We start from the raw sequence: 25277 nt of genomic DNA on the forward strand, positions 1-25277 counted from the left end.
ACCAGAACACCAAACTCGACCGCCCTTTGCGTAAACGCGACGACATCATCAAATCCTGGGCCAAAAAGTTTAATCGTGAGGCAGTACTGAGGACGGTGTAATCAGGATGGGAAGGAGTTTGTAGGACGGCGTTTTCGATTGGGCATCGTGATGTTCTAGAGGAAACAGCGGGTTCGTCTCAGGGAAATAGGCCCCGCACGACCCTCTCGGGATATTGTATTCGACAATCCGGAAGCCAGTAACTTTGCGTACCGTCTCCTCCCCGATCGCCGTGGTAAGATCGACGCTCGTGCCGTTAGTCAGCCCCATTGCGGCTATGTCGTCGCCGTTCATGAACACCACTTTTCGCGTCCCCTCCACACCGCGGAACCGGTCGCTATAACCGTAGACCGTTGTGTTGAACTGATCGTTCGACCGCAGGGTCGCCAAATGCAGCACGTCAGTTCTGCCGGAAGTAGAAAGATCCGGAAACAGCTTGCCCGGCGTAATGAAATTTGCCTTACCACTCGTCGTCACCCATCTGCGCTCCCGCGCTGGCAAGGGCCGCGGGAACCCGCCCGGCTGAAACAGCCGCTTGTTGAAGTCCTTGAACGTCTCTGGATAGGTTGCCTCGATCGCATCCCTGACCGTTCCATAGTCGCCCACCCATTGTTCCCAAGGCACCCTGGTGGTACCTAGCGTCGCCTTGGCGATACCAGCAACGATCGCCGGCTCGGATAACAGATCCGGGCTGGCGGGCTTTGTTTTTCCGCGCGAACCGTGAAAATATGCAATGGAGCTTTCCATAGACACGGCCTGGGGACCCGTCGCTTGCTGGTCAATCTCTATACGACCAAGACAAGGCAGGAGGTAGGCGATTTTCCCATGGATGACATGGCTGCGGTTAAGCTTGGTAGCGATCTGCACAGTTAGACGCAATTTTCGCCAAGCTGCTTCCACGGCTTCCGTTTCGGGAATGGCTTTTAGGAAATTACCGCCGAGGCTCACGAAACCGCGACTCGAACCGTCGATAATTGCCCTGCAGGTTTCGACCGTTGAGCGGCCCATCCAGCGCGGCGGCTCGAACCCGTAGAGCTCAGCTAGCTTGTCGAGTGGCGCGAGCCCCGGTTTCTCGGTTATGCCGACCGTTCGCTGCCCCTGGACATTCGAGTGGCCACGCACAGCGCAAATGTTTGCACCGGGCTTGCCAATATTGCCCCGTAGAAGTGCAAGGTTCACGACCATATGAACGTTCTGAACCCCCATCAGGTGTTGGGTCAGCCCCATCCCGTAAATCGTCAGAACGGCGTTCGACTTAGCATAGGTCGCGGCCGCCTGGATCATTTGTACCCGGGTCAGGCCGGAAATGCCCTCGAGATCTTCCCATCGATGTCCTCGGGCAGCTGCTGCGAAGAATTCGAAGCCAGCAGTGTGCTCCTTGATGAAATCATGGTCAAGAATATGCTTCTTGTCGGCCGCCGCCATCGAGGCGGCAAAGGCCACCATTGCTGCGTTCTCCGGATCGGCTGGCTTGTCGTCGTCGCCGGCAACCTGCGACACACTGGATGCGTTCAGCGTATCGTCGGCTTCGATTAGCGCTTTGCAGACGCCGAACAGGGCCGCGATGTCGCCGCCGTTCCTGACCTGGTAGTAGTCAGAGGAAATCAACGTCTCATGCCCGGTCAGCATCTGCGTCGGAGATTGCGGATTGACGAACCGCTCGAGGCCACGCTCGCGCAGCATGTTGAAGGTGACGATCTTTGCGCCGCGATCGACTGCATCCTGCAGATCATGCAGCATTCTAGGCGACGATGTGCCGACATTCTGGGCGATGTAAAAAATGCAGTCGGTGTTCTCGAAATCCGATAGGATTGCCGTGCCGACTGACGCACCAAGGCTCTCGGGCAGAGCGACCGACGAGCTCTCGTGACACATGTTGGAACTGTCGGGCAGGTTGTTGCTGCCGTACATCCGGGCGAACAACTGGAACATGTAGCTGGTCTCCAGCGAGGCCCGGCCCGATGTGTAGAGATCAACTTGTTCGGGCGCCAGACCCCCCAATTCGTGGCCTATTTCCGCGAAGGCCTGTTCCCATGGCACCGGAAGATATTTGTCGGAAATGGCATCCCATTTCATCGGATGGGTCAGTCGGCCCTGCTCTTCCAGGTCATGGTCTCGCCAGCTTTCCAGTTCGGTCAGGGTGTGGGCGTCAAAAAACGCTCGGTCGGCGCGCCGACTGGTGACTTCCCAGGCAGTTGCCTTTGCCCCGTTCTCACAGAACTCCAGTGGATGGGTCTTTGCCGGCTTTGCCCAGGCGCAACTCACGCACATGTAGCCTTCTGGCTTGTTCTGATGCCGCAGCAGGTTGGCGCCTCGAACGGGGACATGTTCGCGAACTAAGATTTCCGTTACGGACTTCGCGGAACCCCATCCGCCCGCAGGACCGGCATAGGTTCGAACTGTAGGCTTGGAGGGACTACCACTCATGACGGGCACTCCGGTTTACGATATCTCGGCCGACCTCGCGTTGACCAATCCTTTGGGGAAAGACAGGAAACGGGCAGGTCGACGCAATATTTCTGTCCGGTCGAACACCTGCAGCTGGGTCCTCCTCCGATCGACCCCGCCTTATTCGCGTAGGATACGATCTAGCGTGTATCTGGTCTACTCGCCTGCACATGTTGCATCCTTTCGGTTGGAGGCTGCGCACGAACAGAGGAGTTCGTGGAAAGTTCCACCCAGCTTGTGGCTTGCGCTTCATTTTAGGAGCTCGAAAACCTGACTCAATCGTACTTGTCCGTGGTCGGAGGACCCTCCACTTAAACGCCAATTGCACTCACGGGTAACCATCGGCATCACGCGAAACCTAGACGATGATGGCTCGGGGTCTGCCAGCGCTTTTGCTTGCGTAACAAGAGAAGCCTTAAGTCACTCCCCTCAGTCAGTTCATCCCGCGACAGAGAATTTTTGTCGGGTTGGGCTTCGCGATATCATATGGCATACGGCGCCTGCAGAGGCCGTCGAAGCGGACCATAGGCGTTCGACCCGCCGGTCCTTGACGAGGTCGATCTCTCATACGCTGATTTCGACGCTTAATGCCTTGCGGTAGCGGAGTTGCCAGAGACGATTGTTCAGAACGCTTCCAGGCATGGTCGCCAAGCGCCTGCGGAAAGGCTGAACGCCGTTGGTTCCTTAGGCGGGCCAAATGCTCCCGCGTCGTATGCTGGTTCTACGCAGGCCAGCGTTTCCTCGTCGTCGAGGACTAAGAGAGCCTAGCTTTGCAGCTTTGCACTCGATGTCGCTGTTTCAGATATCAACCTGAATGGACAGTTGGTCTACCCACCAGCAGCGTTGCTGGCAGAACGCGGGACGCCGTTCGTCTTCGTTACCGGCTACTGCGAGATGCCGATACCTGATAATTTGCTAAGGCACCGTGCCTCAACAAGCCATGCGATAATAGAACGCTTTCATGCATAGTGAAGCCGGCCAGCGTTTGACCTCAAATTGCTACCCCCGAGCGCCGACCAAGCAGCACGTCGGCGGAGCGCCGACGCTATGACTTAACTGCGATAGATCGCCGAAGGCGACTGAGGCGGTGATAGGCTTCGAAAAAGCACCCGCCGAGGGAACTTTCGCTGTTGCAGTTTGTTCGGTCGCTCTCGCAATTGCTTAGCCTGCTCCGAGCGTCTCAAAGTGATCCATCGCGCTCATCGGCTGACAAGCTCGGAATATTGTATGACCGGCACCACTGACTTTATAGCGGAACTTATTCGGGCCGCCAACTCACCGGCGCGGCTGACACCAGATGATAAACTAAGTTTGCTCAAGCGCGGTCGATCGACTGGGGTTGCACCGCGCGGACTGATCCTCAAAACAAGAAAACCGGATCCGATTGAAATATCCCCCAGTCACGCCGGCGGGGGTATGCCTCAGAGAATTTAGAATGTTCAGGATCAAACGGTTTCACACGCCATTCTTGCGATCGCCGAAGAAATACGCAAGCTTCGGATCATCAACCAGGGCGTCAACCGTGAGTAGAATGAGCACGCGTTGGTCGTCATATTCACGTTGACCTGAACAGCAAAGGGACATGTGACATGAAGGTAAGAACAGATCGGAAAATCGATGAGCGCCTATGAAAATCTTGCGAAGGCAGGAGTAGCGGTGTGGCTGGACGACCTAAGCCGGGAGCGCATTACCTCCGGTAGTCTGGCGCAGATGGTGGATAGAAAGGAAATCGTCGGAATAACGACCAATCCGACAATTTTCGCGAAATCGATAAGCGCTGGATCCGGTTACGACGGGCAAATTCGTGAACTCGCCCTGCGCGGAACAGCAGTTGGTGAAGCGCTTCGGCTCATCACCGGGCGCGATGTACGGGATGCCTGTGACGCGCTAAGACCAGCGTTCGAAGCCAGTCAATTTCGAGACGGACGCGTTTCGATCGAGGTAGATCCCCGTATATCCGCTGACGCTGAGCGCACGGCTGCGGAAGCCCGTGGGCTTTGGTGGCTTATCGACCGGCCAAATCTCTTCATTAAGATTCCGGCAACCAGGGCAGCACTGCCGGCGATCACGGCGGCTATTTCAGACGGCATTAGCGTCAACGTCACCCTGATATTTTCTGTCGAGCGATATGGTGCCGTTCTCGATGCTTTCATGTTGGGGTTGGAACAGCGGCTGAGCAATGGCGGCAGCTTAGCCGGTGTTGAGAGCGTTGCCTCGTTTTTTATCAGCCGGGTCGATATTGAAGTCGATCGCCGTTTGAGCGAACTCGGTTTTTCGGAGGACGCAGATGATCTGCTCCGACGAGCCGAGTTGCACGGAGAGGTTGCCATTGCAAATGCTCGGCTAGCATACGAGATCTACGAAACCGCGCGCACCTCAGGCCGGTGGCAAAATCTCGCCAGTCATGGAGCCTCACTACAGAGGCTACTATGGGCCTCGACCGGCGTAAAGGACAATACCCTCCCCGCTACCCATTATGTGACAGAACTGGTGGCGCGAGACACGGTGAACACCATGCCTCAGGCGACGCTTGAGGCTGTTGGCCTCTACAGCGCCCCTACTCCTGATCGGATTAGAAACCAGTATGATGAGGCCCGGTTGGTGGTGGGGAACCTCGCCAACCTGGGCATCGATCTTGAGGATATAGCGGAAGCGCTCGAGCGGGATGGTATCTCCGCCTTCAAAAAATGTTGGGCAGAGCTCGTCAAGTCCGTGGAGGATCAACTAACCGACAACGGTGCGGACGTCACGGACGAAGGAGCCGTCAAGCCAGCACAAGGTGACAGCACGACGGCGTCCCCAGCTGCTGCGGCACCCGCCGGGACCGAAAAAAGGGTCGGCGAACCCCGCTCTTGATGTGGAATTCACGAGGCATACCGAGATACGGAGGGACCAATCGCTCGCATGAGGAAAATGGGTGGGCTAGCAGTCGTCAACAATTGCTTCAAAAAATATCTTGCCCTCAAGCACGGAGTTTTTGCAAAACCGACTTTGCCGTGCGCGCCACGGAGCCTGCCGATATATCGAATTTCGCATAGACATCGCCGATTTTACCCGACGCACCGAAGCGATGCATTCCGACGAAGCCTCCATCAATACCTATATAGCGGTCCCAGCTATCTTGCACCGCAGCTTCGACGGCAACACGCGCTCTGGTCTTGCCGAGTACCGCGTGTTTGTAGGCTGTTTCCTGTTGCTCAAACAGCAGACGACACGGCATTGAAACGACCGCCGTCCGGATGCCTTCGTTCTGGAGCGTCGCCCGCGCTTCGATGGCGAGATGCAATTCCGATCCGGTTGCAATCAGGGTGAGTTGACGCTCACCGCCCTGTGCTTCCTTAAGGACGTACGCACCTTTCGCCGACAGATTCTCTTGCGACCGTTCGCGACGTAGCAGCGGCATGGGTTGCCGGGACAGTGCGATAAGAGCTGCTTGGCGCGGCGTGTCCAGAATGACTTCCCAGCACTCTGCAGTTTCGATCGCGTCACCGGGGCGAAAAACTGCGAGGGCGGGAATGGCGCGCAACGCCGAAAGGTGCTCAACCGGCTGGTGGGTCGGCCCGTCCTCCCCAAGCCCGATGGAATCATGGGTCATCACGAAGATCGTTCGGATTTCCATCATGGCCGCCAATCGGATTGCAGGGCGGCAGTAGTCGGAAAATGTCAAGAAGGTGCCGCCGTAGGGGATAAGACCACCGTGCAAGGCAATCCCATTCATCGCTGCCGCCATGCCATGCTCACGTACACCATAGTGAATATAGGATCCTCCATAGTCACCGGGGTTGATACCGACCTGGTCCTTCGCTTTAGTATTGTTGGATGGGGTAAGATCGGCAGAGCCGCCGAGTAGCTCTGGAATAGCGTCGAACAGGTGATTGAGTACGGTTCCGCTAGCCTGGCGGGTGGCGAGTTCCTTGTGGCTTCCCAGAAACTCGCGCTTCGCCGCGTCGATGGCGGAGCGCCAGTCTGCGGGAAGATGTCCGTCGATCCGCCGCCTAAACTCCGGGTTGTTCAAGGATGCCGCTTCGACAAGATCCATCCATACATGGCGGGACTGACGGCCTTTACGGCCGATTTCGCGCCAGCTGCCAAGCAAAGAGGCCGGAATTTCAAAAGGCGGCGACGTCCATCCGAGCGATTTGCGGGCGCCGGCAATCTCTTCCTCGCCGGGTGCATCGCTGTGAGCTTTCTGCGTGCCAGCTTTTGTTGGGAAGCCAAAGCCAATAATCGTCTTGCAGGAGATCATCGACGGCTGGTCGCGCACATCCTGCGCTTCAATGATCGCGGCACGGATCGCGTCCGGATCATGACCGTCTATCTCTTGCACGTGCCAGTGCGAAGCCCGGAACCGCGCTGGCTGATCGTCCGATTCAGAGAGACTCGTCGCTCCGTCAATGGAAATTGAATTGTTGTCGAAAAAGGCGATAAGCTTGCCGAGTTTCAGGTGGCCGGCAAACGAAATGCTTCTTGGCTGATACCTTCCATTAAACAGCCGTCGCCTACAAAAACGTAGGTGTGATGATCCACAAGGTCGTCGCCAAATTCGGTATTCATTATTCTCTCGGCGAGCGCCAAACCAACCGAATTCGCAAACCCCTGACCAAGTGGGCCAGTGGTGGTCTCAATTCCCGGGGAAAAATGATACTCCGGGTGTCCCGGCGTCCTGCTGTCGACTTGCCGAAACCGCTTTATTTCGTCAATCGTCATATCCTTATAACCCGTAAGGTAAAGCAGGCTGTAAAGAAGCATCGAGCCATGGCCATTGGAAATCAAAAAACGATCACGGTCGAACCATTTTGGTTCTTCAGGGTCGAATTTCATGAATTCTGAAAAGAGTACGGTCGCGATGTCTGCCATTCCCAGAGGCATACCGGAGTGACCGCTGTTTGCATATTCGACCGCATCCATCGACAAAAAGCGAATGCAATTGGCAAGCTCGCGCAGCTGCTCCAGCCCCATTGCTTCGTGAAGACGTGACATCGTCGGACTCCTTAGCTTCTGAGGTTGTGCTGAACTCAGCGATTAACGTTTTGTCTTATGGGGTAGGTTGGCAATGCGTACAGGCGAGCGATCTCAGGCTTCTATGCCAACATGGCTCGGTCGCGGGCGTCAGCTTAGTTGCCGATCAGGCCAAATATGACCAGACCCGCACCTAAAGCTATCATGGCTGCCAAAACGATTGCGATGGGGTGAAGTTTGGCTTTCTCCGAAAATTTGTTCGCAACCTCCGGCTCGCGCATTGCACCGTCATAATTTTCCTGGACATCGGGTTTTACGTCAATATGGTCGTCGACAGCGATGCGAGCCTGTTCTGGAGTTATAGCCTGTCCGCCAGCCTCAGAATCCGTCTCCATGGGCGCAGCGGCTGGGTCGAACCCTGGCCTTATATCCCCTGTTTCACCCGACTGGATCTGCCCTCGAACTTGTGCACCGGTGGGACTTTGACGATTTACCATTATTGATCCAGCGTGTTTGCAATGGGTGTTGAAAGCTTCTGCAGTCGTGCATCAAGCTTATTCCAAGTAAGGGCGCCGCCGACGATAATTAGGCCGATCGCAACGATCGCGCCGACGTAGACGAATATCAGGCCCCGGGGCGTTCCTTGGTTCATTTAATATCCGGTCTTAATCCAACCCGGTCCCACCTCAGTATGAGATGTCCCCAGCACTTCCGCCGGCGCCCAACATTGATCGGCGCTGAAAGTTCCCTAGAATCTGAAGATACACGTGGTGGCAATTTTGCACTACCGCGGCACCGCAATATCGCAAACGGGGCACCTAGCGGCGTGTCAGTTTAAGGTCGCTGGTCGAAATCGATTTGCCCGTTTTTGGATCACGATCGTTTGTCGTCAGCCGCAAACCCGTTGCGCCTGTGCGCTGGACAGTCGGCACTGCATCCCTGTCTCCGTTTATGACCTTCGCCCAGCGAATCGCAAAGCGTAAGCGATCGCCGGACCTGCTTCCCGCAAGCCTTGCAGTTCCACTTCCTGCGCCGATGTAGCTGCCGCCGTATTTCCTTCGCTCGCAAAACTCGGTACTGCAAAGCCTGCGAGTGTGGCAAAAAATAGTGGAAAGAGGGGCTTCATGCACACTTTTACAGTCCTTTTGATTCCAGCGAGAGTCGAGCCAACCGTCGTCGTAAAGAGATGTTCCACCTAAAGGGATCGATACTGTCGAAAGTCCAATCTGCCAGGCCCGTTGCAATGCGGCTAACGAAATCTCCTGCCCACGAATTCCGCAATCGGCTCCCGCCTAAGTGTGGAAGACCGGGATCGTTATTCCTTTGCCAAGCCATGAATACGTACATTATGCGCTCTCAGCGTTCCGAGCGTCTTTTCAGCAAAGGACTTCAGAGGACCGCCAGGGCTCTGTTGTGCGTACTCGGCAAACAATTCTACCACCGATTCATGGGCGGAAACTTGGGTCGAAAGGTATGCCTGATCAAAATCCCCGTCAGGGGAGGCCTTCAAAGCATTAAGCTTTTGTCGATGTTCATCATCAAGGCCAGCTTTCAACTGAAACTTTTCTTCGCGTGCTGCCTGTGCGAGGTCGAGTCCTGCTCGTTCATGGTCAGCGATCATGTCTTTAGCAAATGTCTTTGCCGAAGCATCATTTCCACGTTGTAGGACAAGCTTGGCCGCCTCGATTTCAAAGGTGTTGGATATGGCCGCCTTTTGTGCAAATGCCTGAGGCGTAAGCGCCTGCTGTTGAGCTGTAAGCTGGATAGGGATTAGCCCTACTCCGGTGAGAATGAGCAAGTAAATAGCTTGTTTCAAGGTTAGTTTAAACATTCGGGATTCTCCGGCTCCGGTAACTGCTAACTGCGGTTGAGCGTGCAAGTTCCCTGGCTTCAAGCGAAAGGTACGCTTAGATGCAAGCCTGCCGTTACAAATGCCGTTCTTGCCTCTCGTTACGAGAAGGCGGGCTGAGCGCAGCGCTGCATTCTTAAACTGTTTTCTCGTAAAAACGGTTATCGCGGCATATCCAGCTTTCCAATGGGCAATCAATAGGCCGGCACGACGACCTGACCCTCTGCCGCATTTACGCGAGTCGGCTTCGACCAGAGTAGCTCACTCACGGCCCCCTCCCTCTGTGCAACGCGGCATTATAATCGAGTGGGAAGGATGTTCCATCATTGGGAATTTGATCTTGGTTTAAGGGCAAATGCCAAGTCGCCTTGGGAAGCAACGATGCCATGTTCGGACAAATCTGTCGGAGAGCGTTGATGAGTTGGGACCTCGCACGAACATCTTGGGTCCGGGAGAGTGCGAGTAGACTTGTTGGCTTTGTGTTTGGTACGCACTACTTTTAAGTTTGGAGAGGCTTCAACGATCGCCTCGGCGTGAGCTCTAATATTTTTCTGCCGTTTAACGAACGGCTTAATGTAAGCCTGGACGGCCAAGCGAACATCATTGCGAAGCTTACCTGTCACAACCCGCTCGGTGTCGCGCGGTGGTGTAGGTTTCCACGCAACCGTCCATTTGGTTTAGTTCGGTAAAAGGTACGTCTTGGCCGCGCGAAATTTCATTGCGCAATAAAACAGCAACATTGCTTCCAGCAGCAAGACGCCGAAGCACCCGCTTTCATTGTTCCAGGCAACAATGCTGATTCCCTCCATGGGCGCCTCTCTCTCTCTCTCTCTCTGTGGTGTTCTGGCGGACATCAATTTGGACCACTGCGATACCGTCGGGAGCGGCATCCACTTTATCGGCTCTCCATGCAAATCGACATTGGGCAGTTCAGGCGGAACAATTTTTCGCTGACATGGTTGGGTAACGCGATCCATACCGTCCATCAATAGGAGAACCACCAATGACTGAGAAGACACTCGATGATCTGTTCCTTGACACACTCAAGGACATCTACTTCGCCGAAAAGCAGATTCTCAAAGCCTTGCCTAAAATGGCCCGCGCGGCCCAGTCCCCGGACGGCAAGGCCGCTTTCTTGAAGCACAAGGACGAAACCGAGGGCCAGATCGAACGCTTGCAGCAGGTGTTTGAAATTATTGGCAAAACCGCCCGCGGCAAGACCTGCGAAGCGATCCAGGGTATCATTGCCGAAGGCGAAGAGATCATGGAAGAATACAAGGGCTCGGTCGCTCTCGATGCTGGCCTGATCTCCTCGGCCCAGGCCGTCGAGCACTACGAGATTGCCCGCTATGGCACCTTGAAGTCTTGGGCGGAACAGCTTGGCTACACGGAAGCCATCGCCCTGATCGATGCGAATTTGCAAGAAGAGATCGCTACCGACGAACTCCTGACCCAGCTGGGCGAAGCTTCTGCAAACCCGAAAGGTGCGAAGAAGAAAGTCGCTTGAGACGTTCTTTCATAGTGGATGCAAGAGGCCCGCTTCGGCGGGCCTTCTATTTTGCGACCTGAGGATCTGATGAATATCGATAGCCGCCGCAACAATTCAAAAGTTGATCATCAGAGGGGCGCGCCGGCCTCCCAATAGAAGACGATGCCGAGTTCCTGTCATTGGCGGAACGTTGGATAGACCGAAATCGACAAGCTGGAGCTGCATCGGTTGTACGAAGTGGTTCGAGAAGAGCGGCGCAGAGCAAAATGGTCGCCGCAACCCCCGGCCGGGTTGGAACCCTTCCCTTCTAATCCACGGCCGTCTGTAGACTATTTTTGAGAAAAATTATTCGAATGAACCGACTCCACTGAATGAAGATCTGCACCGTCGCTTCGCCTGTAGGGACGTGGTCGATTTCATTCTCCCGAAAAATCCGCTCTCCTATCCAGGTAGCAAGGCAATGTCGTTGTCGGAAAAGTTCGCCCTTGACTGTCAACCGTGCTCACGCAAAAGAGCAGCGTGCTGTTCAAGTAAAGCCGCTGCTTCCTCGATGCTCATATGGGTGACGCAGAGATGCACCGCGCATTCCAAAAAATGCGCCGACGATCGTTTGAGGTACGCGTTCCGTTGGTCGTCACACATCCGTTTAATGTAATCGTCTCGGTCGTTTTCGGTCGGCATGGTGAACTCGCTCCGAAATTGTGGAGGCTCTACGCTTCGCTCTTGGATAAAACGCCACTTCGCGGCATCTAATCCATGGCGGCGGAGACATTAAAGCTCCAGCAGGTAGTTCTCGATCAGCGGCGCAAGCCCCTTTTAACTCAGCCACGGAAGAACCCGCGGCCTCTTTTTCAAAAAAAGCGCTTTTGCTACAAGTTGGAGGTCGGACTTTCCGACCGTTTCTTTTAGAAGCTTACGAGCTGCGGGATTGGATTTCAACCAGTCCTCGGTATCTTGCATGACAACTCCTCTCTCTTACTTGCTAGCGTAAAGCGTGGCGTCTACGGCCTGAGTACGACCTTGATCACGCCGTCCTCCTTATCGCGGAATTTCTTGTACATTTCCGGTGCATCCTCAAGTGACGCCGGGTGCGTCACCACAAAGCTGGGATCGATCTCTCCCGCTTCGATTTTCTCAAGAAGAGGTTTTGTATATTTCTGGACATGGGTTTGTCCCATCTTCAAAGTAAGCCCCTTGTTCATTGCGGCTCCGATCGGAATTTTATCACCCATTCCCACATAGACGCCCGGAATGGAGATTGTGCCGCCTTTTCGGCAACTCATGATTGCCTCGCGGATCACATGAACACGATCCGTGGCAAGGTACAGTGCTGCTTTTGCCTTATCGAGGAGAGCGTCTGCGGAGCCGTGACCTGATGCCTCGCATCCGACAGCGTCGATGCAACTATCAGGCCCCCGGTTTGCGGTGCGGGACATGAGTTCGTCATAGACATCGGTCTTGGAGAAGTCGATCGTTTCCGCGCCACCTGCTTCCGCCATGGCGAGACGTTCCGCTACTTCGTCGATGGCGATTACACGCCCTGCGCCGAACATAAGAGCGGAGCGAATTGCGAATTGACCAACAGGGCCACATCCCCAGATCGCCACCGTATCTCCAGGTTGGATCTGCGCATTCTCAGCAGCCATGTAACCTGTAGGAAAAATGTCAGATAGGAAAAGTGCCTGCTCTTCGGAAACTTTGTCTGGCACCTTGATCGGACCTACATCTGCCATCGGCACGCGTAGGTATTCGGCCTGACCGCCACTGTATCCGCCAAGCATATGACTAAACCCAAACAGCCCTGCTGGAGAATGGCCCATTGCCTTACGTGCGATCTCGGCGTTGGGGTTGGTGGTGTCGCAGCAGGAAAACATGCCCTGTTTGCAAAACCAACAATTACCGCAGCTTATCGTAAAAGGCACGACGACGCGGTCGCCGATTTTCAGGTTTGTGACATCGGACCCCAACTCAATAACCTCGCCCATGTTTTCATGGCCGAGAATATCGCCGGCTTTCATTGTTGGCTGATAACCATCTAGAAGATGCAGGTCAGAACCGCAGATGGCGCAACAAGTTATTTTTATGATGGCGTCGCGGGAATGTAGGATTTTGGGATCGGGAACGGTATCGACGCGAACGTCACCTTTTCCGTGCCAGCAAAGTGCGCGCATTTCAAATCCTCCGTTGATGAAATCGCACAACTGAGTGATGCCGCAGATGTTCCCCGGACCGGCAGCATTTGTCATCTGTTCTAAAGCAAATAATCACAGCAGAGCTCATCATCACTTGGAGGATGGCCATCCTCACTGAGCCCATTGAATACAGCACCAGCCAACACGATCCTATTTGGAGGTTGGAGAGTCGGGTTTAGAACTGCCAGCAGACAAAAGCCCCCTTGTCCTGTCCCCGACCACAGGCGCTGGCGCAACTGACTGTCGTACAAGCATCTCGCACTCCAGCTTCACCTTGTGATTGTCATGCCGCAGCCGAGGCGCGGCGATGATCTCGGCGAGCTTTTCCACGGCATAGCGCGCCATGTCCGCATGAGGCAGTTGCATCGTCGTGAGCGGTGGCAGCATGTCAGCGGTATAGGATTCATTGTCAAAGCCGATGACGGAAAGATCACGCGGGATCGAGAGACCGGCTTCCTTCGATGCCTCGTATACCCCCATGGCGATACGGTCGCAGAAACAGCAGATCGCGGTCGGCGGCTCGTCGAGCGCCTGCAATCGCTTGAAAGCCGCATAGCCACCCTGGATCGTCCATCGCCCTTTGATGACCAGATGATTGTCGACCGGAATATCGCGCATTGTCAGCGCGCGGCGGTAACCCTTCATTCGGTCGCGAGAGGCCTCAACCATATCTTCCCCGCCGATATACGCAACTCGTGTATGGCCGGCGTCGATTAACGATAGTGTTGCCTTCATGGCCGCCGCAAGGTCTCCGGGAACCACGCTCGGCAGGGGTTTATCCACGGCATAGCAGTTCAAAAGCACCGTCGGCCAAGCCGCCAACTGCGGTGCAAGGGTCACCTGCTGCGTGATCAACCGCGCGTAGATGATACCGGCGACCGACATCGTCGCGAGATGATCGAGGGCGGCTTGCTCGGCTTCCTCGTCCGCATCCGTCGGCATGATCGACAGCAGATAACCCAGCTCGTTTGCGGCCTCGGCGGCGCCATCAATCAATCCCGCGGCATGTGGCGAACTCGAAACCTCGTTGATGATCATGGCGATAAGCGGTCGCCGGTCGATGCGGCGGGCTGGCGTGCTGTATCCCAAATTAGCCGCAGCGCGCAGCACGGCCTGGCGCGTCGACGCAGATATCCGGGTTCCCGGAGCGTTGTTGAGCACAAGCGACACCGTCGCCTGCGAGACGGCGCAGGCCGCGGCGATATCGGACATAGTCGGTTTTTTTTCACACGGACCCTGACAAGCGAACTTTTCGATTAGCACGAAGTTCGCTGACCGCAAAAGGGCCAGGTGGGACTTGCTGCTAATAAATTTAGTTATAATTGGTAATATATAACTAATCGCTCTGGGAGGAGTGCATGGCAGGGGTAAAGCTCGCAGGAGTATCCAAGAACTATGGCGCGGTGAACGTCATCCGTGACGTTTCGCTGGCGATCAACGACGGCGAATTCGTCGTCTTCGTCGGTCCCTCTGGTTGCGGTAAATCTACACTTCTGCGCATGATCGCCGGTTTCGAAGCCATCACCAGTGGTGAGGTCCTGATCGGCGGCAGCCGGGTCAACGATATCGCTGCGCGCGATCGCGGCGTCGCCATGGTCTTCCAGAACTACGCACTCTATCCCCACATGACCGCCCGTGAAAACATAACCTTCGGCTTGAAGAACATCGGCACGCCAAAGGCGGAAATCACCGAGCGCGTCGGCAGGGCCGCTGCCATCCTGCAGCTCGAACCCTATCTCGACCGCAAGCCCAAAGCGCTTTCCGGAGGCCAGCGCCAGCGTGTCGCCATCGGCCGCGCCATCATGCGCGAGCCGGATGTCTTCCTGTTCGACGAGCCGCTTTCTAATCTCGATGCAGCGCTTCGCGTCTCGATGCGCACCGAAATCGCCAAGCTCCACCATCGGCTGGGCTCAACCATGATCTACGTCACCCACGACCAAACCGAAGCCATGACGATGGCAGACCGCATCGTCGTGCTCAGGGCCGGCGAGATCGAACAGGTCGGCGCACCGATCGAGCTTTACGAACGTCCGGCCAACGCCTTCGTCGCCGGCTTCCTCGGGGCACCGCGAATCAATCTGATCCCGGCCACCGTCGCGACCGTCGATGGCGAAAGCGTCGAACTCGCCTGCCCCGGAGCTGCCAGGTTGAGCGCCAAAGTTCGTGCCGGTTCTGCAAAAACGGGAGACCATGTCACGCTCGGCTTGCGGCCTGAAATCCTGTCGCCCGCCGATGAGGGTCCCCTTACCGGCACCGTCGACGTCGTCGAACAGCTGGGCTCGATGCAGCTTGTATATGCGACGCTTAACGATGGCACATCCATCGTCTCCGAACTGCGTGGCGGCGCCGCACCTGTCATCGGCTCGGTTGCCCGTTTCGCAATCGGCCCCAGCACGCGTCATGTATTCGATGCCGACACGCTCTCGATCACCCTGCACTCTGATGCCCTGCATTCCGGAGGCGGAGCATGAGCGTCACCAGCCTCAAAACGGCGCACAGGCGGGATGTCTTTGCCGCCTATATTTTCCTCGCCCCCTTCGCTGTGATCTATGCCACGTTCCTGATCTATCCGTTCTTTAAGGGGCTCTGGATCAGCCTTCACGATTGGGAGCTTGCCGGCAATTATCGGGAATATATCGGTTTCCTGAACTACGAAGACCTGTGGCTCGACGCGATCTTCTGGAAGGCTGTTGGAAACACCCTTAGCTTCGTCGCCATGACGGTTCCGACCATGACGGCGCTGGCGCTGATACTTGCGCTTGCCGTCTTCGGCCAGGGAAGGCTCAAGGGCGTGTTGCGCTCGGTCTTTTTCATGTCGAGTGTGTTTTCCGTCTCGGTCGTGACGCTGATCTGGTCGATGGTACTGTCGGCTGACAACGGCCTACTGGTGCCGTTCTTCAACATGATCGGCGTCAAGCCCATCAATTTCCTCGGCCATCCGACACTTGCAATGCCCTCCATCGCACTCACCACGCTCTGGTGGGGTGTCGGCCTGCCGATGGCGCTGTTTCTGGCGGCCCTCAGCCAAATACCGCCCGAGCTTTATGAGGCAGCCGAACTCGATCATGCCGGCCGGTTCACGGTGCTGAGGAACATCACCCTTCCTTCCATCCGTCATACCGTTCTGCTGGTTCTCGTGCTGCAGATCGTCGGCCAGTTCCAGATCTTCGGTCAGGCGTTTTTGATGACGCAGGGCGGGCCTGCGAACCGCACGCGCACTCTGGTTCAATACATTTACGAGACCAGTTTCCGCGACTGGCAGGTCGGATACGCCACCGCCATGTCGTTCGGCCTCTTTGTCCTGATGCTCGGCTTCACTGTGCTGCAGCTCTGGCTTGGCCGGAAGGGAGACGAGTGATGGTAAGCGCACGCACCCGCGGCCTTCGCCGCGCCACCGATCTTCTCATTCTCGGGGCAACTGTCGCCTTTGCGATCGTATGGCTGTTGCCCGTCATATGGGTTGTCGCCATGTCGCTGAAACCGAGTGCCGAGCTGATGCGCTCGACGGCCGGTTTCCTGCCGATCCCTTTCACGCTGGACAACTACATCGGGCTTTTTAAGCTAGACACGGTGCCGCGCTGGCTGATGCACAACCTGATCGTCTCGGTGACGATGACCTGCCTCGTCCTGGTCCTCTCGTCCATGGCCGGTTACGCCTTCGCGCGGCTGGAGTTTCCCCTCAAGAAAACGCTGTTCATGCTTATGATCGCCGGCCTGATGGTCCCTGAGCAGGCCGTGTTTATTCCGCTGCACACGATGGTGTCCGGCTGGGGGCTGCACAACACCCATTTCGCACTGGTCATGCCGCGTGTCGCCGTGCCGATCGGTGTGTTTCTGATGATGCAGTTCTTCCGCAGCGTTCCGAAGGAACTGGAGGAAGCGGCTGCCATTGACCACGCCTCGCGGCTGACGATCTTCCTGAAGATCATGCTGCCGCTCTCCATCCCGGCGCTCACTACGCTTGGCCTGTTCACCTTCATCTTCGCATGGAACGACTTTCTCTGGCCGCTCGTCTCGGCAACCAAGGCCGACATGTACACGGTCACGGTGGGGCTTGCCTCGATCCAGAGCAACTTCGCTTTCTCGGAAGGGCTGGGCGCGGTCATGGCTTCGGCGGTCTTCGCTAGCCTGCCCATCGTTCTTCTTTTCCTGATCTTCCAGCGCTTCATTGTGGCGGGTGTCGCCATGAGCGCCGGAAAATAGACGCCGGTCTGCCCCGGCCATGCCGGTACGGCCATTTCATAACCGCATCGACAAGGAGGATATGATGCAAAAGACCAAAACGTTGCAACATCTGGCGCTGGCCACGACTTTGCTGACCACGCTCTGGGGAGGAGCAGCCCACGCGGTCGATATCTCGTTTTTCCGTTTCTTCGGCGACTGCAAGACTGAATATGGCGAAGTGACTGATGTTGCCAAGGCGAATGGCGAGTGCGGCATCATCACGGCGCTGACCAACAAGTTCAACGCCGAAAACACCATCGGCGCCAAGGTCGTCACCCAAACGGTCGATTGGGGTGCCTACTACGACCTGCTGACCGCGACCTATTCCACCGGCAACATCCCCGACGTCGCCGTCATGCACGCCTCGGTCATGCCGAACTTTTCTGACCGCGATCTTTTGACACCGCTCACCAAGCCGATGGCCGATCTCGGCATCGATACCAAGGACTTTGTACCGGCGGCTTTGAAGAACGCATCCGCAAAGGATGAGGTCTACGCACTTCCCTACGACCTTCACGCTTTGCTGTTCCACGTCAACATGGACCTGATGAAACAAGCCGGGCTTGTCAACGCCGATGGCACGCCGACCTTGCCGAAGTCACCCGAAGAGCTTCTTGAACAGGGTAAGAAATTCAAGGAAGCCACCGGCAAGTATTACATGGGAACCGAGTCCCAGAGCGCCGAAGGTATGATGGTTCGGTTCTTTGACACGCTGCTGTGGCAGCAGGGCGTCGATGTCATTTCTGCCGATGGCAAGACAGCCAGCATCAACACGCCGGAAGGTCTAAAAGCCGCCAAGCTGATCTCGTCGATCTATTCCGAAGGTCTCGCCAACGCCGCACTCGATTATCCCGGTGCCGAACAGGCTTTTCTCAACGGCGAAACCGGCATCATGATCAACGGCACCTGGGCCGTCGACAACTACAATGCGCAGGCAGCGGCGGGTAAGGTAGGCCTGAAGAACTATGCGGTGACCAACGTCGCGCAGATCTACTCTAAGTCCTCGGTCTGGGCCGATAGCCACATGTGGGTTATTCCTAAGGATGAAAGCCGCAGCGAGGAAAAGACGCAAGCCGCCCTGGCTTTCGTCAAATTCCTGAACGACAACAACTTCGAATGGTCTCGCACCGGCCATCTGTCGGTTCGCCAATCGGTCCTCAATTCCGAGGAATTCAAGGCTCTGCCGCATCGCGCCGAGTTTGCCGACACGGCCACGAATGCAACCGCGCTGCCGCAGGTTCAGAACCAGCGAGCCGTTTAGAACGCGATGGTCACAGACCTTAACGCTATGTGGCTGACGGGCACAGAACCACAGGCCGCAGTTGAAGCCATGCAGGGCGGGGTCGAACGCGTGCTGCGGCGTAACCGCTAAGTTCCTCCCAATCCCTTCCGAGGGGTTGGTCTCCCGCGGGATACGCGCTGCAACGCGCGTATCCGTTATCAATCGCCGACCTTCCAAGGACAATCCGATGAATGCGCATTCCCAGTCGCTACCACCAGCGAATACGCCTCTGCGCGCCATCCTCTCTCTTGACGGTACCTGGCAGTTCCGCCACGAAACCGATGGCGCATGGCGGCAGGCAAAGGTACCTGCGCACTGGCAAGCTTGCTTCGAGGATCTGGCCGTCAGTTTCGGAACGGCAACCTATCGCAAGGATTTCACGTTGCTAGCGGAGTGGAACGGTCGGGAAATCGCCATTTGCTTCGGCGCCGTCAGCGATTTTGCAATCGTCTCCGTCAACGGCACCGAAATCGGCCGTCATGAGGGCGGCTATCTTCCCTTTGAATTTGTCATTCCCGCGGGTCTCCTAAAGGCCGACAATACCATCGAGGTTATCGCCTCCCTGCCCGACGGGCATCGCAACGAGCACGATACTGATTTTGCCGAAATCCCTCATGGCAAGCAGAGCTGGTACGGCCCGCAGGGCGGCATCTGGCAGCCCGTGCGGCTTGAGGCACGTCACAAGCTTCATATTTCATCCTTGCGCCTCGACCCCATCTGGCCTGAAGGCAGGCTCGATCTCAAAGCGAGTTTCGCAGGCGCGATCTCAGGTTCGCTGAAGCTCGAAGTCACCGACCCAGAGGGCACAGCTGTCTTTTCCGGCACGCTTCCAGTTGCGGCAGACACACTCAGCCTTTCAATCCAGCTCGACACGACGCAGCCCTGGTCGCCGGACCGTCCCAACGTCTATTCGATCAAGACGACCCTCGTTGCCGATGGCATCGAGATCGATAGCCGGCGAGAAAACTTCGGCTTCCGCTGCTTTGAAGCCAAGGACGGCTTCCTGCTTCTGAATGGTGCGCCGCTCTATTTGCGCGCAGCGCTCGACCAGGATTATTACCCCGACGGTTTTGGCGCGCCGCCCTCCCTCGACCTTCTCGAAGACCAGTTGCGCAAGGCGAAAGTCATGGGACTCAATTGCCTGCGCTGCCATATCAAGGTGCCGGACCCCCGCTATTACGAGGTCGCCGACCGGCTCGGCATGTTGGTCTGGACCGAGATTCCCAATATCGAGACCTTCACGCCCGCCTCCGCCGAGCGCCTGCGCAAGACAATGGAAGGCATTCTTGCCCGCGACCGCAATCACCCCTCGATCGTCATCTGGACGCTGATCAACGAAGACTGGGGCACGCGGCTTCGCGAAGCCGCCGAGCAGCGGCAGTGGATTTCCGGCATGGTCGACTGGCTGCGCGCCGAAGACCCGTTGCGCCTCGTCGTCGACAACTCCGCCTGCTTCCCCAACGTCCACGTCAAGACCGACATCAACGACTACCATTTCTATCGAACCGCCGTTGATCGTCGAGAGGAATGGGACGCCCTCTGCCGCGAATTTGCCGGCAATGCAGACTGGACCTTTTCGACCGAGAAGGAAGCGGTGCGCAGCCGGAACGAACCGCTGATCCTCTCAGAATTCGGCGTGTGGGGCTTGCCCGACCCTGCCCGTCTGCGCGACGAAAGCGGCCGCGACCCGTGGTGGATGGCCTACGGCGCGACCTGGGCGGACGGCACGGCGCTGCCCCAGGGCATGGAGGCCCGCTTCCGTGAACTCGGCCTCGGCCAGGTCTTCGGCGACGTCAGCGGCTTCATCGAGCAGGTTCAGTGGTACCAGTACATGAACCTCAAATACGAGATCGAGATCATCCGGACGCACGCTCCGATCGGCGGCTACGTGATCACCGAATTCACCGACGTCCATTGGGAAGGTAACGGCCTAATGGACATGGCGCGCAATCCGCGCGTATTCGCGCAGGCGCTGCCGGCCGTCAATTCCGATATCGTCATCGCGCCGGGCGCTGTCCGCCATGCGGTCTACGGCGGCCAGACGGTCGCGTTCGATGCCAAACTTTCAACCGGCGGCGCGACGCTGCCTGAGGGCAGCCATCTCGTCTGGGAACTCGGTATGGAAAAGGGCGAAATAAGGTTGCCGGCAATTGGGCCGATGCAGGTTCATGATATCCCGGTTTCCGTGACGACAAATTCGGCGTCGGCATGCAAGATATCAACGGCGGGCTTCCGCATCGTAGGGCCGGATGGACGTGTTCTGTCGGAAAATTCCGAGACGATATCGCTCTACGGTAGGCGCGACGCCCGGCCGTCAATACGATTTGCATCAGACGATGACACGATATCCGAGCGGCTGACAGCACTCGGCCATGTCAGTGTTTCGCCGGATCAGGCAGATGTCTTCGTCACCCACGATATCGACGGCGAACGCGTTGAGTCCATCCATTCTGGACAGCGCGTGCTGCAGATCGTAGCCAAAGAGCCCGGCCGCCTGCGTGATGATCTTGCCCCACGTGATGGTCCGATGTCGGTCGCAATCGATCCGGGTTCCGGGGGCATGATTTCAGGACCCTACTTCAGCTTCCCGGGATACAATCTCGTCAACCGCCACAAGTCGATCTGGCGCGGCGACTGGGTCGGCAACTTCTCCTGGCTGCGGCGCGACGGGGTTTTCGCCCACATTCCCGGCGCCCCCCTGTTCGATCTGTCCTTCACTGGCGTCGTGCCGCACCAGGTAATCGCCGGTTTTCGCCCCTGGGAGTTTCAGGGCCGCGTTCATTCAGGCGTCGTCATCGGCTGGGTCCATAAGCCTGCAGCCTTCATCATTGAAAAGCGTCTTGGCCGCGGCAAGCTTGTTGCGAGCACATTCAGGCTCCACGAGGAAACGCCCGATGTCGATCCCCTCGCAACCGCGCTTTATGATGGGCTTCTGGCGCTCACGACGAAGCGGTGAGGTAACCGCGTGCAGAGGCAGCCCTTCTCCGTAGAAAAATCGATGGAGTGCTGGCTTCTGGGAACATCGAGATTGGTTTTACGTTTTTGTTGGGGATGGTGCACAGATGCTCGGGCGACTTGCTACCTGACATGTGCTTGAGATCGACGCTCCGCCGCGTAGGCCAAAATATCGAGCGGCGTGACCCAGGGGTGTTGAACTTCCAGCACTGAGGAGGCGACCAGCGCAGACCAAAGCGAGCGGCGTCCGACTAAAAATATCGAAACGCGCTATCATGATGATTGGCATGAGGAGCCACCGGAACCAAGCGGCTCGTTCCGAGTTTTTGCGGAACCGGAGGAAATCCAATGATCAAAGGGCCGAAAGAAAATCTGAAAGACGATGATCTTGAACGCCAGGAAACATTGGAACCTTCGTTCCTCGCCATCCACGAGCGTGATGAGTTCACTAACCTTGACCGTATAGACGAAGTTAGGCTTCGCTTATCGAAGCCACGTTCGTACAACAGCAACGGTCGGCCAGGAATAGAATGGTGCATTGAGCTCGACCGTCTCGAAGTTCGACTGGTATATATTGAACATTTCATTCGATGGAGCATCGGCCGGATAAAAATTTCCTTTCCAGTGCCAATAGTACCAACCCGAGCAGCCAATAAAGGTTCGGCCCATTAATGTCGGTCCGTTGTCGACCTCCTTTTGGCCGTCCTGAGCGCCGACCCTGGCATGATGCATTTTCTCGGCGCGCCCGACATTTACGTCGCGCTGCTCCTGCCGCCGTTCGGCGCGACGTGCCCGTCGCTCGGCTACTGCTTTAGGCGATTGGTCAACCATAACACTGCGTCCATCTGCGCCTATGTGCGCTGGAGGTTCGTCCATCCATCAGTTGTCCTGCAATGTTTCCGCCAGCGCGGCTGATCAAGTCACCTTGATGCTCGATAGCAATATCTCCGAGCGAGACGAACCCGGTGCGGTCGCCATCAAAAACGACGAGCCGACGCATTTTGATCTCGTTTATCCGCCAAGTGGCTTCAGAAATCTCATCATTTTCCAGGCACCTTTCCACACCGGTTGTCATGACATCGGACACCGGAGTAAGCCCATCCTTTTGTTCCATAACCACACGGATGACAATATAGCCGTCTGTAATTATCGCAACGACCACGTCATCGTTAATAACCGGAATAGCACCGCTATCAATTTCGGGCATGATGCGGGCAACATCCTCAACGGTGCCGGTTGGCTTCGCGGTGACAACCTGGACCGTCATAAATTCTCGACCTCTCACTGTTTTTTCCTCTGTGCAATGGGAGTTGCAGGACCTGTTCCCTCGGGAAGCTCAACCAGTGCGGTGGAACTCTGTTCCACAGAATATCAACGTTGAAAAAATGGCGAGATAGAAAAGGCCGATGGTCACAATGTGAGATCGTCGGGCTGATCCTAAAAGGCGCCCACTTCCACGAGCTTTGCGGATCGGAATATGTCCGGAATCAAAGGTTCAGAAATGTCTGCGATCAGCCCAACAGCCGCAGCGCCCTAAAGGATGTGAAGGCGTGCTGACGCTCGCTCGTACTTTCAGTGTCCGCGCCATCGGAAGCGATATTCTCGGACTACCCCATCTTGAACGGAACTTTTACGCGAGATGGTGGTTCGCTGTTGCGTTCACACAAGGAGATAGTCATGAATCGCCGCACTTTGCTAACATCCGCAGCCTTCGCTGCCGCCGTCCCGACACTGCTTTCAGGACCAGCTTTAGCCCAAACCGCCTCCTCTGCCGGCGACACTGAAAAGAAGCATGCCGATGACACGAAGAAGGTCGGCTCGCTGTCGCTTGCGACCAGCCGCGTAGCAGTCGAGCAGGCGTCGGACCCGATGGTGAAGGCATTCGCTAAGTGGGAGGTCGCCGAGCAGGAGACGATTGCCGACGTCCTAAAGTCCATGGAGATGGGAGATAAGGCTGAAGGCGCACTGAAACCACCGTCGGAATCGGAAGTGCAAGCCATGCTCGACGCAGAAGGCAAGGCATCGCTCGACAAGCTGAAGTCAGCGTCCGGAAAGGACTTCGACAAGGCGTACGTCACCGGCCAGCTCGACGGCCACACGAAGCTGCTGAGGATCCAGGAGGACTACCTGAAGGTGGGCCAGAACCGCGAGCATCTCGGCGTGACCAAGCTCGCCCGAGGACAGATCAAGGAGCATCTCGACCACCTCGACATGCTAAAGTCAAAAACCGGCTGATGACAGACGGCGGGTCACTCTGGCCGCTACACGCCTTGAGGTCGTGAGATGATCGTTGGCTACCACCCTTCCCATGGGCAGTTTCACCGTCCGAACTTCTCACCAATGGCAAGGCCGGGAGTTTGCGGGCTCCGGGGCGGTGATGACGTCCAACAATATCGCCCCTGTGATCAAGCCCTTGCAAGTTTCAAGCCTTCAGAGCGAGGAGGTCGAGTTAACGGGGTCCAAAGGGCCCGGAATTCTTTGGCAGCTAGCAACCTCCTGCTGGCGGCATTTTGGAACAGCCAAACTGGCTAGATTGAAGGTAGGACTATGGATCGCGAAGTCACCCTTCCAGCACTGGGAATTGTGTTGTCGCTGACACTCGGTGCCCTCGTGGTTTACTCAATTGTTTTCGCCGAACCAGCGCCGACTGCGGCGGTTGAGGGCAAGGAGCAGAAAAACACACAGCCAGCAGGTCCACTCGACAAGAGCGCTCTTCCCGGCAGCAAACCCTAACGCTTGACGAAGCCTTAAGAAAGCTGGAGGACGACGGCGTATGTCGTTGAACTGGACTCAAACGCTTGGAGCGTGGGCGCGCAGGTAATCGCCTATACCAGAAACCCGACAGCCTTTCGTGGTCGGCGTTAAAAGGCCCGGCTCGCTAGGCGGCCGGGCCAACGACCGAATCGAAGCGGTCAGTTGTTGCGACGTGGGGGGCCTCGCAACGTTACCCTAACCGCTCCAAGATCTATTTGTTCCCGCTTATATGCTGCGGGTGGGCTCTCCGTTCTTAGTTTCTTATTTTGTTTGCAAAACGGTCACAGTAATACCAACCGGCACAGTCTTTGACTTTTGATGGTTCACAAAGTGCGATGAATCTGACTCCATATTGCAAACAGGAGGTTTGTCATGGGTTCAGCACCTCAGCTTCGAACGGACTTTGTCAGCGACGACCTGCGCAAGGCGGCGCGCGGCGAGGCCGCCAGAGTCGGCGGCGTGACTATGCAGATTGTGCGGGACTGGGTTGAGCGCTTTAACGCGCATGGCCCCGAGGGGCTGTTGAATGTGAAGGCTCCTGGCAAGCGTTCGAAACTCAACGACGATCAGCGCCAGCTCTCGTTTTGTTATGAGGCTGGTCCGACCGGATATGGCCTACATCGTCAGATCATGGATCTTGGATATGAGTGCATCGTGATTGCACCGTCTCGACGCCCGCTGGCAGATCGAGGTAGCCCCAGGACGAACACACGGAAATGCGGTATTCAACCCGCGCATCAGAGTCTGCTCAACCGTCGTTTTTAAAGCTCTGTCTCCAGCCCTACGCAGCCACTTCATCCTAGCCACACCCCATATACCTTGGTAGCGGGTCGCTGGAAGCTGCGTAAATTGGTTGACAATGAACATCAGAATTCATGCGCGACAACTGGCTGCCAAACCGGGTTTTTACATCCTACGATGACATCGTCGATCACTGCTGCGAGGCTTGGAACAAGCTCATCGATCAACCATGGAAGATCATGTCAATCGGATTGCGAGATTGGGCCTATCGGTCGTGATCAATGTCGATTGGTATAAGTCTGTACCGACAGGACTAAGATAACTACATTTGCTCCGCTTGGGCAC

General features: G+C 56.5%; 19 protein-coding genes and 2 pseudogenes. 11 read left to right on the plus strand and 10 right to left on the minus strand.

Annotated features, from left to right (window positions below; genetic code table 11):
- Positions 1–69: 69 nt before the first annotated feature.
- Positions 70–2466, minus strand: coding sequence for an FdhF/YdeP family oxidoreductase (locus ACP7BS_RS25480; protein ID WP_426240319.1), 2397 nt, complete (start codon positions 2464–2466; stop codon positions 70–72).
- A gap of 1638 nt (positions 2467–4104) precedes the next feature.
- Here ACP7BS_RS25480 and tal point away from each other — a divergent pair.
- The gene (gene tal / locus ACP7BS_RS25485; RefSeq protein ID WP_426240320.1) at positions 4105–5343 is read left to right on the plus strand and encodes a transaldolase; all 1239 of its coding nucleotides are present in this window, start codon (positions 4105–4107) and stop codon (positions 5341–5343) included.
- 106 nt (positions 5344–5449) lie between these two features.
- Here tal and tkt read toward each other — a convergent pair.
- The 4 genes and pseudogenes from tkt to ACP7BS_RS25505 all read right to left on the minus strand — a co-directional run bounded on the left by tkt (position 5450) and on the right by ACP7BS_RS25505 (position 9277).
- A pseudogene (tkt, locus tag ACP7BS_RS25490) lies at positions 5450–7446 on the minus strand (transketolase).
- A gap of 155 nt (positions 7447–7601) precedes the next feature.
- On the minus strand, positions 7602–7943 hold the full coding sequence (locus ACP7BS_RS25495) for a hypothetical protein (RefSeq protein ID WP_426240321.1): 342 nt from the start codon (positions 7941–7943) through the stop codon (positions 7602–7604).
- Positions 7943–8098, minus strand: coding sequence for a hypothetical protein (locus ACP7BS_RS25500; RefSeq protein ID WP_426240322.1), 156 nt, complete (start codon positions 8096–8098; stop codon positions 7943–7945). Before ACP7BS_RS25500 ends, ACP7BS_RS25495 begins: the two co-directional genes overlap by 1 nt.
- Before the next feature lie 663 nt (positions 8099–8761).
- Complete coding sequence (locus ACP7BS_RS25505) at positions 8762–9277, minus strand: DUF4142 domain-containing protein (RefSeq protein WP_426240323.1); 516 nt, start codon at positions 9275–9277, stop codon at positions 8762–8764.
- Between the two features lie 1021 nt (positions 9278–10298).
- On the opposite strand from ACP7BS_RS25505, the gene ACP7BS_RS25510 reads away from it, so the two are divergent.
- Complete coding sequence (locus tag ACP7BS_RS25510) at positions 10299–10802, plus strand: ferritin-like domain-containing protein (RefSeq protein ID WP_426232177.1); 504 nt, start codon at positions 10299–10301, stop codon at positions 10800–10802.
- A 474-nt stretch (positions 10803–11276) separates the two neighbouring features.
- Here the strand turns inward: ACP7BS_RS25510 and ACP7BS_RS25515 are convergent, their stop codons facing one another.
- The 3 genes from ACP7BS_RS25515 to ACP7BS_RS25525 form a co-directional block, all read right to left on the minus strand.
- A complete protein-coding gene (locus tag ACP7BS_RS25515; protein ID WP_426240324.1) occupies positions 11277–11465 on the minus strand; it encodes a hypothetical protein in 189 nt (62 codons plus the stop codon).
- Positions 11466–11785: 320 nt separating this feature from the next.
- A complete protein-coding gene (locus tag ACP7BS_RS25520; protein ID WP_426240354.1) occupies positions 11786–12955 on the minus strand; it encodes a zinc-dependent alcohol dehydrogenase in 1170 nt (389 codons plus the stop codon).
- A gap of 171 nt (positions 12956–13126) precedes the next feature.
- Entirely contained in the window at positions 13127–14239 is a 1113-nt protein-coding gene (locus ACP7BS_RS25525) for a LacI family DNA-binding transcriptional regulator (protein WP_426240325.1), read from the minus strand.
- Positions 14240–14334: 95 nt separating this feature from the next.
- Between ACP7BS_RS25525 and ACP7BS_RS25530 the strand changes: the two genes are divergently transcribed.
- The 5 genes from ACP7BS_RS25530 to ACP7BS_RS25550 all read left to right on the plus strand — a co-directional run bounded on the left by ACP7BS_RS25530 (position 14335) and on the right by ACP7BS_RS25550 (position 21438).
- A complete protein-coding gene (locus tag ACP7BS_RS25530) occupies positions 14335–15447 on the plus strand; it encodes an ABC transporter ATP-binding protein (protein ID WP_426240326.1) in 1113 nt (370 codons plus the stop codon).
- Entirely contained in the window at positions 15444–16334 is an 891-nt protein-coding gene (locus ACP7BS_RS25535; RefSeq protein ID WP_426240327.1) for a carbohydrate ABC transporter permease, read from the plus strand. The genes ACP7BS_RS25530 and ACP7BS_RS25535 overlap by 4 nt, the downstream gene beginning before the upstream one ends.
- The gene (locus ACP7BS_RS25540) at positions 16334–17179 is read left to right on the plus strand and encodes a carbohydrate ABC transporter permease (protein WP_426240328.1); all 846 of its coding nucleotides are present in this window, start codon (positions 16334–16336) and stop codon (positions 17177–17179) included. Before ACP7BS_RS25535 ends, ACP7BS_RS25540 begins: the two co-directional genes overlap by 1 nt.
- Positions 17180–17243: 64 nt before the next feature.
- On the plus strand, positions 17244–18461 hold the full coding sequence (locus tag ACP7BS_RS25545; RefSeq protein ID WP_426240329.1) for an extracellular solute-binding protein: 1218 nt from the start codon (positions 17244–17246) through the stop codon (positions 18459–18461).
- A 208-nt stretch (positions 18462–18669) separates the two neighbouring features.
- Complete coding sequence (locus tag ACP7BS_RS25550; protein WP_426240330.1) at positions 18670–21438, plus strand: glycoside hydrolase family 2 protein; 2769 nt, start codon at positions 18670–18672, stop codon at positions 21436–21438.
- A gap of 482 nt (positions 21439–21920) precedes the next feature.
- On the opposite strand, the gene ACP7BS_RS25555 is transcribed toward ACP7BS_RS25550, so the two are convergent.
- Positions 21921–22268, minus strand: coding sequence for a DUF72 domain-containing protein (locus ACP7BS_RS25555; RefSeq protein WP_426240331.1), 348 nt, complete (start codon positions 22266–22268; stop codon positions 21921–21923).
- Positions 22261–22704 (minus strand): CBS domain-containing protein, encoded by a 444-nt coding sequence (locus ACP7BS_RS25560; RefSeq protein ID WP_426240332.1) that lies wholly within the window; start codon positions 22702–22704, stop codon positions 22261–22263. The genes ACP7BS_RS25555 and ACP7BS_RS25560 overlap by 8 nt, the downstream gene beginning before the upstream one ends.
- Before the next feature lie 410 nt (positions 22705–23114).
- Here ACP7BS_RS25560 and ACP7BS_RS25565 point away from each other — a divergent pair, with 410 nt between their 5' ends.
- The 4 genes and pseudogenes from ACP7BS_RS25565 to ACP7BS_RS25580 all read left to right on the plus strand — a co-directional run.
- Positions 23115–23672: a DUF4142 domain-containing protein gene (locus tag ACP7BS_RS25565; RefSeq protein WP_426240333.1), complete on the plus strand. Its 558-nt coding sequence runs from the start codon at positions 23115–23117 to the stop codon at positions 23670–23672.
- A gap of 312 nt (positions 23673–23984) precedes the next feature.
- Complete coding sequence (locus ACP7BS_RS25570; RefSeq protein ID WP_426232190.1) at positions 23985–24170, plus strand: hypothetical protein; 186 nt, start codon at positions 23985–23987, stop codon at positions 24168–24170.
- A 393-nt stretch (positions 24171–24563) separates the two neighbouring features.
- A complete protein-coding gene (locus tag ACP7BS_RS25575) occupies positions 24564–24956 on the plus strand; it encodes a helix-turn-helix domain-containing protein (RefSeq protein ID WP_426240334.1) in 393 nt (130 codons plus the stop codon).
- 104 nt (positions 24957–25060) lie between these two features.
- A pseudogene (locus ACP7BS_RS25580) lies at positions 25061–25210 on the plus strand (IS630 family transposase); the annotation flags it as partial.
- Positions 25211–25277 lie beyond the last annotated feature (67 nt).

The organism is Pararhizobium sp. DWP1-1-3 (assembly GCF_049896125.1).
In the GTDB taxonomy this organism is placed as follows: domain Bacteria; phylum Pseudomonadota; class Alphaproteobacteria; order Rhizobiales; family Rhizobiaceae; genus Pararhizobium.

Coding starts and splice junctions, on each gene's coding strand:
- ACP7BS_RS25480 (WP_426240319.1), bottom strand. CDS start 2,466: ATGAGTGGTAGTCCCTCCAAGCCTACAGTTCGAACCTATGCCGGTCCT.
- tal (WP_426240320.1), top strand. CDS start 4,105: ATGAGCGCCTATGAAAATCTTGCGAAGGCAGGAGTAGCGGTGTGGCTG.
- ACP7BS_RS25495 (WP_426240321.1), bottom strand. CDS start 7,943: ATGGTAAATCGTCAAAGTCCCACCGGTGCACAAGTTCGAGGGCAGATC.
- ACP7BS_RS25500 (WP_426240322.1), bottom strand. CDS start 8,098: ATGAACCAAGGAACGCCCCGGGGCCTGATATTCGTCTACGTCGGCGCG.
- ACP7BS_RS25505 (WP_426240323.1), bottom strand. CDS start 9,277: ATGTTTAAACTAACCTTGAAACAAGCTATTTACTTGCTCATTCTCACC.
- ACP7BS_RS25510 (WP_426232177.1), top strand. CDS start 10,299: ATGACTGAGAAGACACTCGATGATCTGTTCCTTGACACACTCAAGGAC.
- ACP7BS_RS25515 (WP_426240324.1), bottom strand. CDS start 11,465: ATGCCGACCGAAAACGACCGAGACGATTACATTAAACGGATGTGTGAC.
- ACP7BS_RS25520 (WP_426240354.1), bottom strand. CDS start 12,955: ATGCGCGCACTTTGCTGGCACGGAAAAGGTGACGTTCGCGTCGATACC.
- ACP7BS_RS25530 (WP_426240326.1), top strand. CDS start 14,335: ATGGCAGGGGTAAAGCTCGCAGGAGTATCCAAGAACTATGGCGCGGTG.
- ACP7BS_RS25535 (WP_426240327.1), top strand. CDS start 15,444: ATGAGCGTCACCAGCCTCAAAACGGCGCACAGGCGGGATGTCTTTGCC.
- ACP7BS_RS25540 (WP_426240328.1), top strand. CDS start 16,334: ATGGTAAGCGCACGCACCCGCGGCCTTCGCCGCGCCACCGATCTTCTC.
- ACP7BS_RS25545 (WP_426240329.1), top strand. CDS start 17,244: ATGCAAAAGACCAAAACGTTGCAACATCTGGCGCTGGCCACGACTTTG.
- ACP7BS_RS25550 (WP_426240330.1), top strand. CDS start 18,670: ATGAATGCGCATTCCCAGTCGCTACCACCAGCGAATACGCCTCTGCGC.
- ACP7BS_RS25555 (WP_426240331.1), bottom strand. CDS start 22,268: ATGGTTGACCAATCGCCTAAAGCAGTAGCCGAGCGACGGGCACGTCGC.
- ACP7BS_RS25560 (WP_426240332.1), bottom strand. CDS start 22,704: ATGACGGTCCAGGTTGTCACCGCGAAGCCAACCGGCACCGTTGAGGAT.
- ACP7BS_RS25565 (WP_426240333.1), top strand. CDS start 23,115: ATGAATCGCCGCACTTTGCTAACATCCGCAGCCTTCGCTGCCGCCGTC.
- ACP7BS_RS25570 (WP_426232190.1), top strand. CDS start 23,985: ATGGATCGCGAAGTCACCCTTCCAGCACTGGGAATTGTGTTGTCGCTG.
- ACP7BS_RS25575 (WP_426240334.1), top strand. CDS start 24,564: ATGGGTTCAGCACCTCAGCTTCGAACGGACTTTGTCAGCGACGACCTG.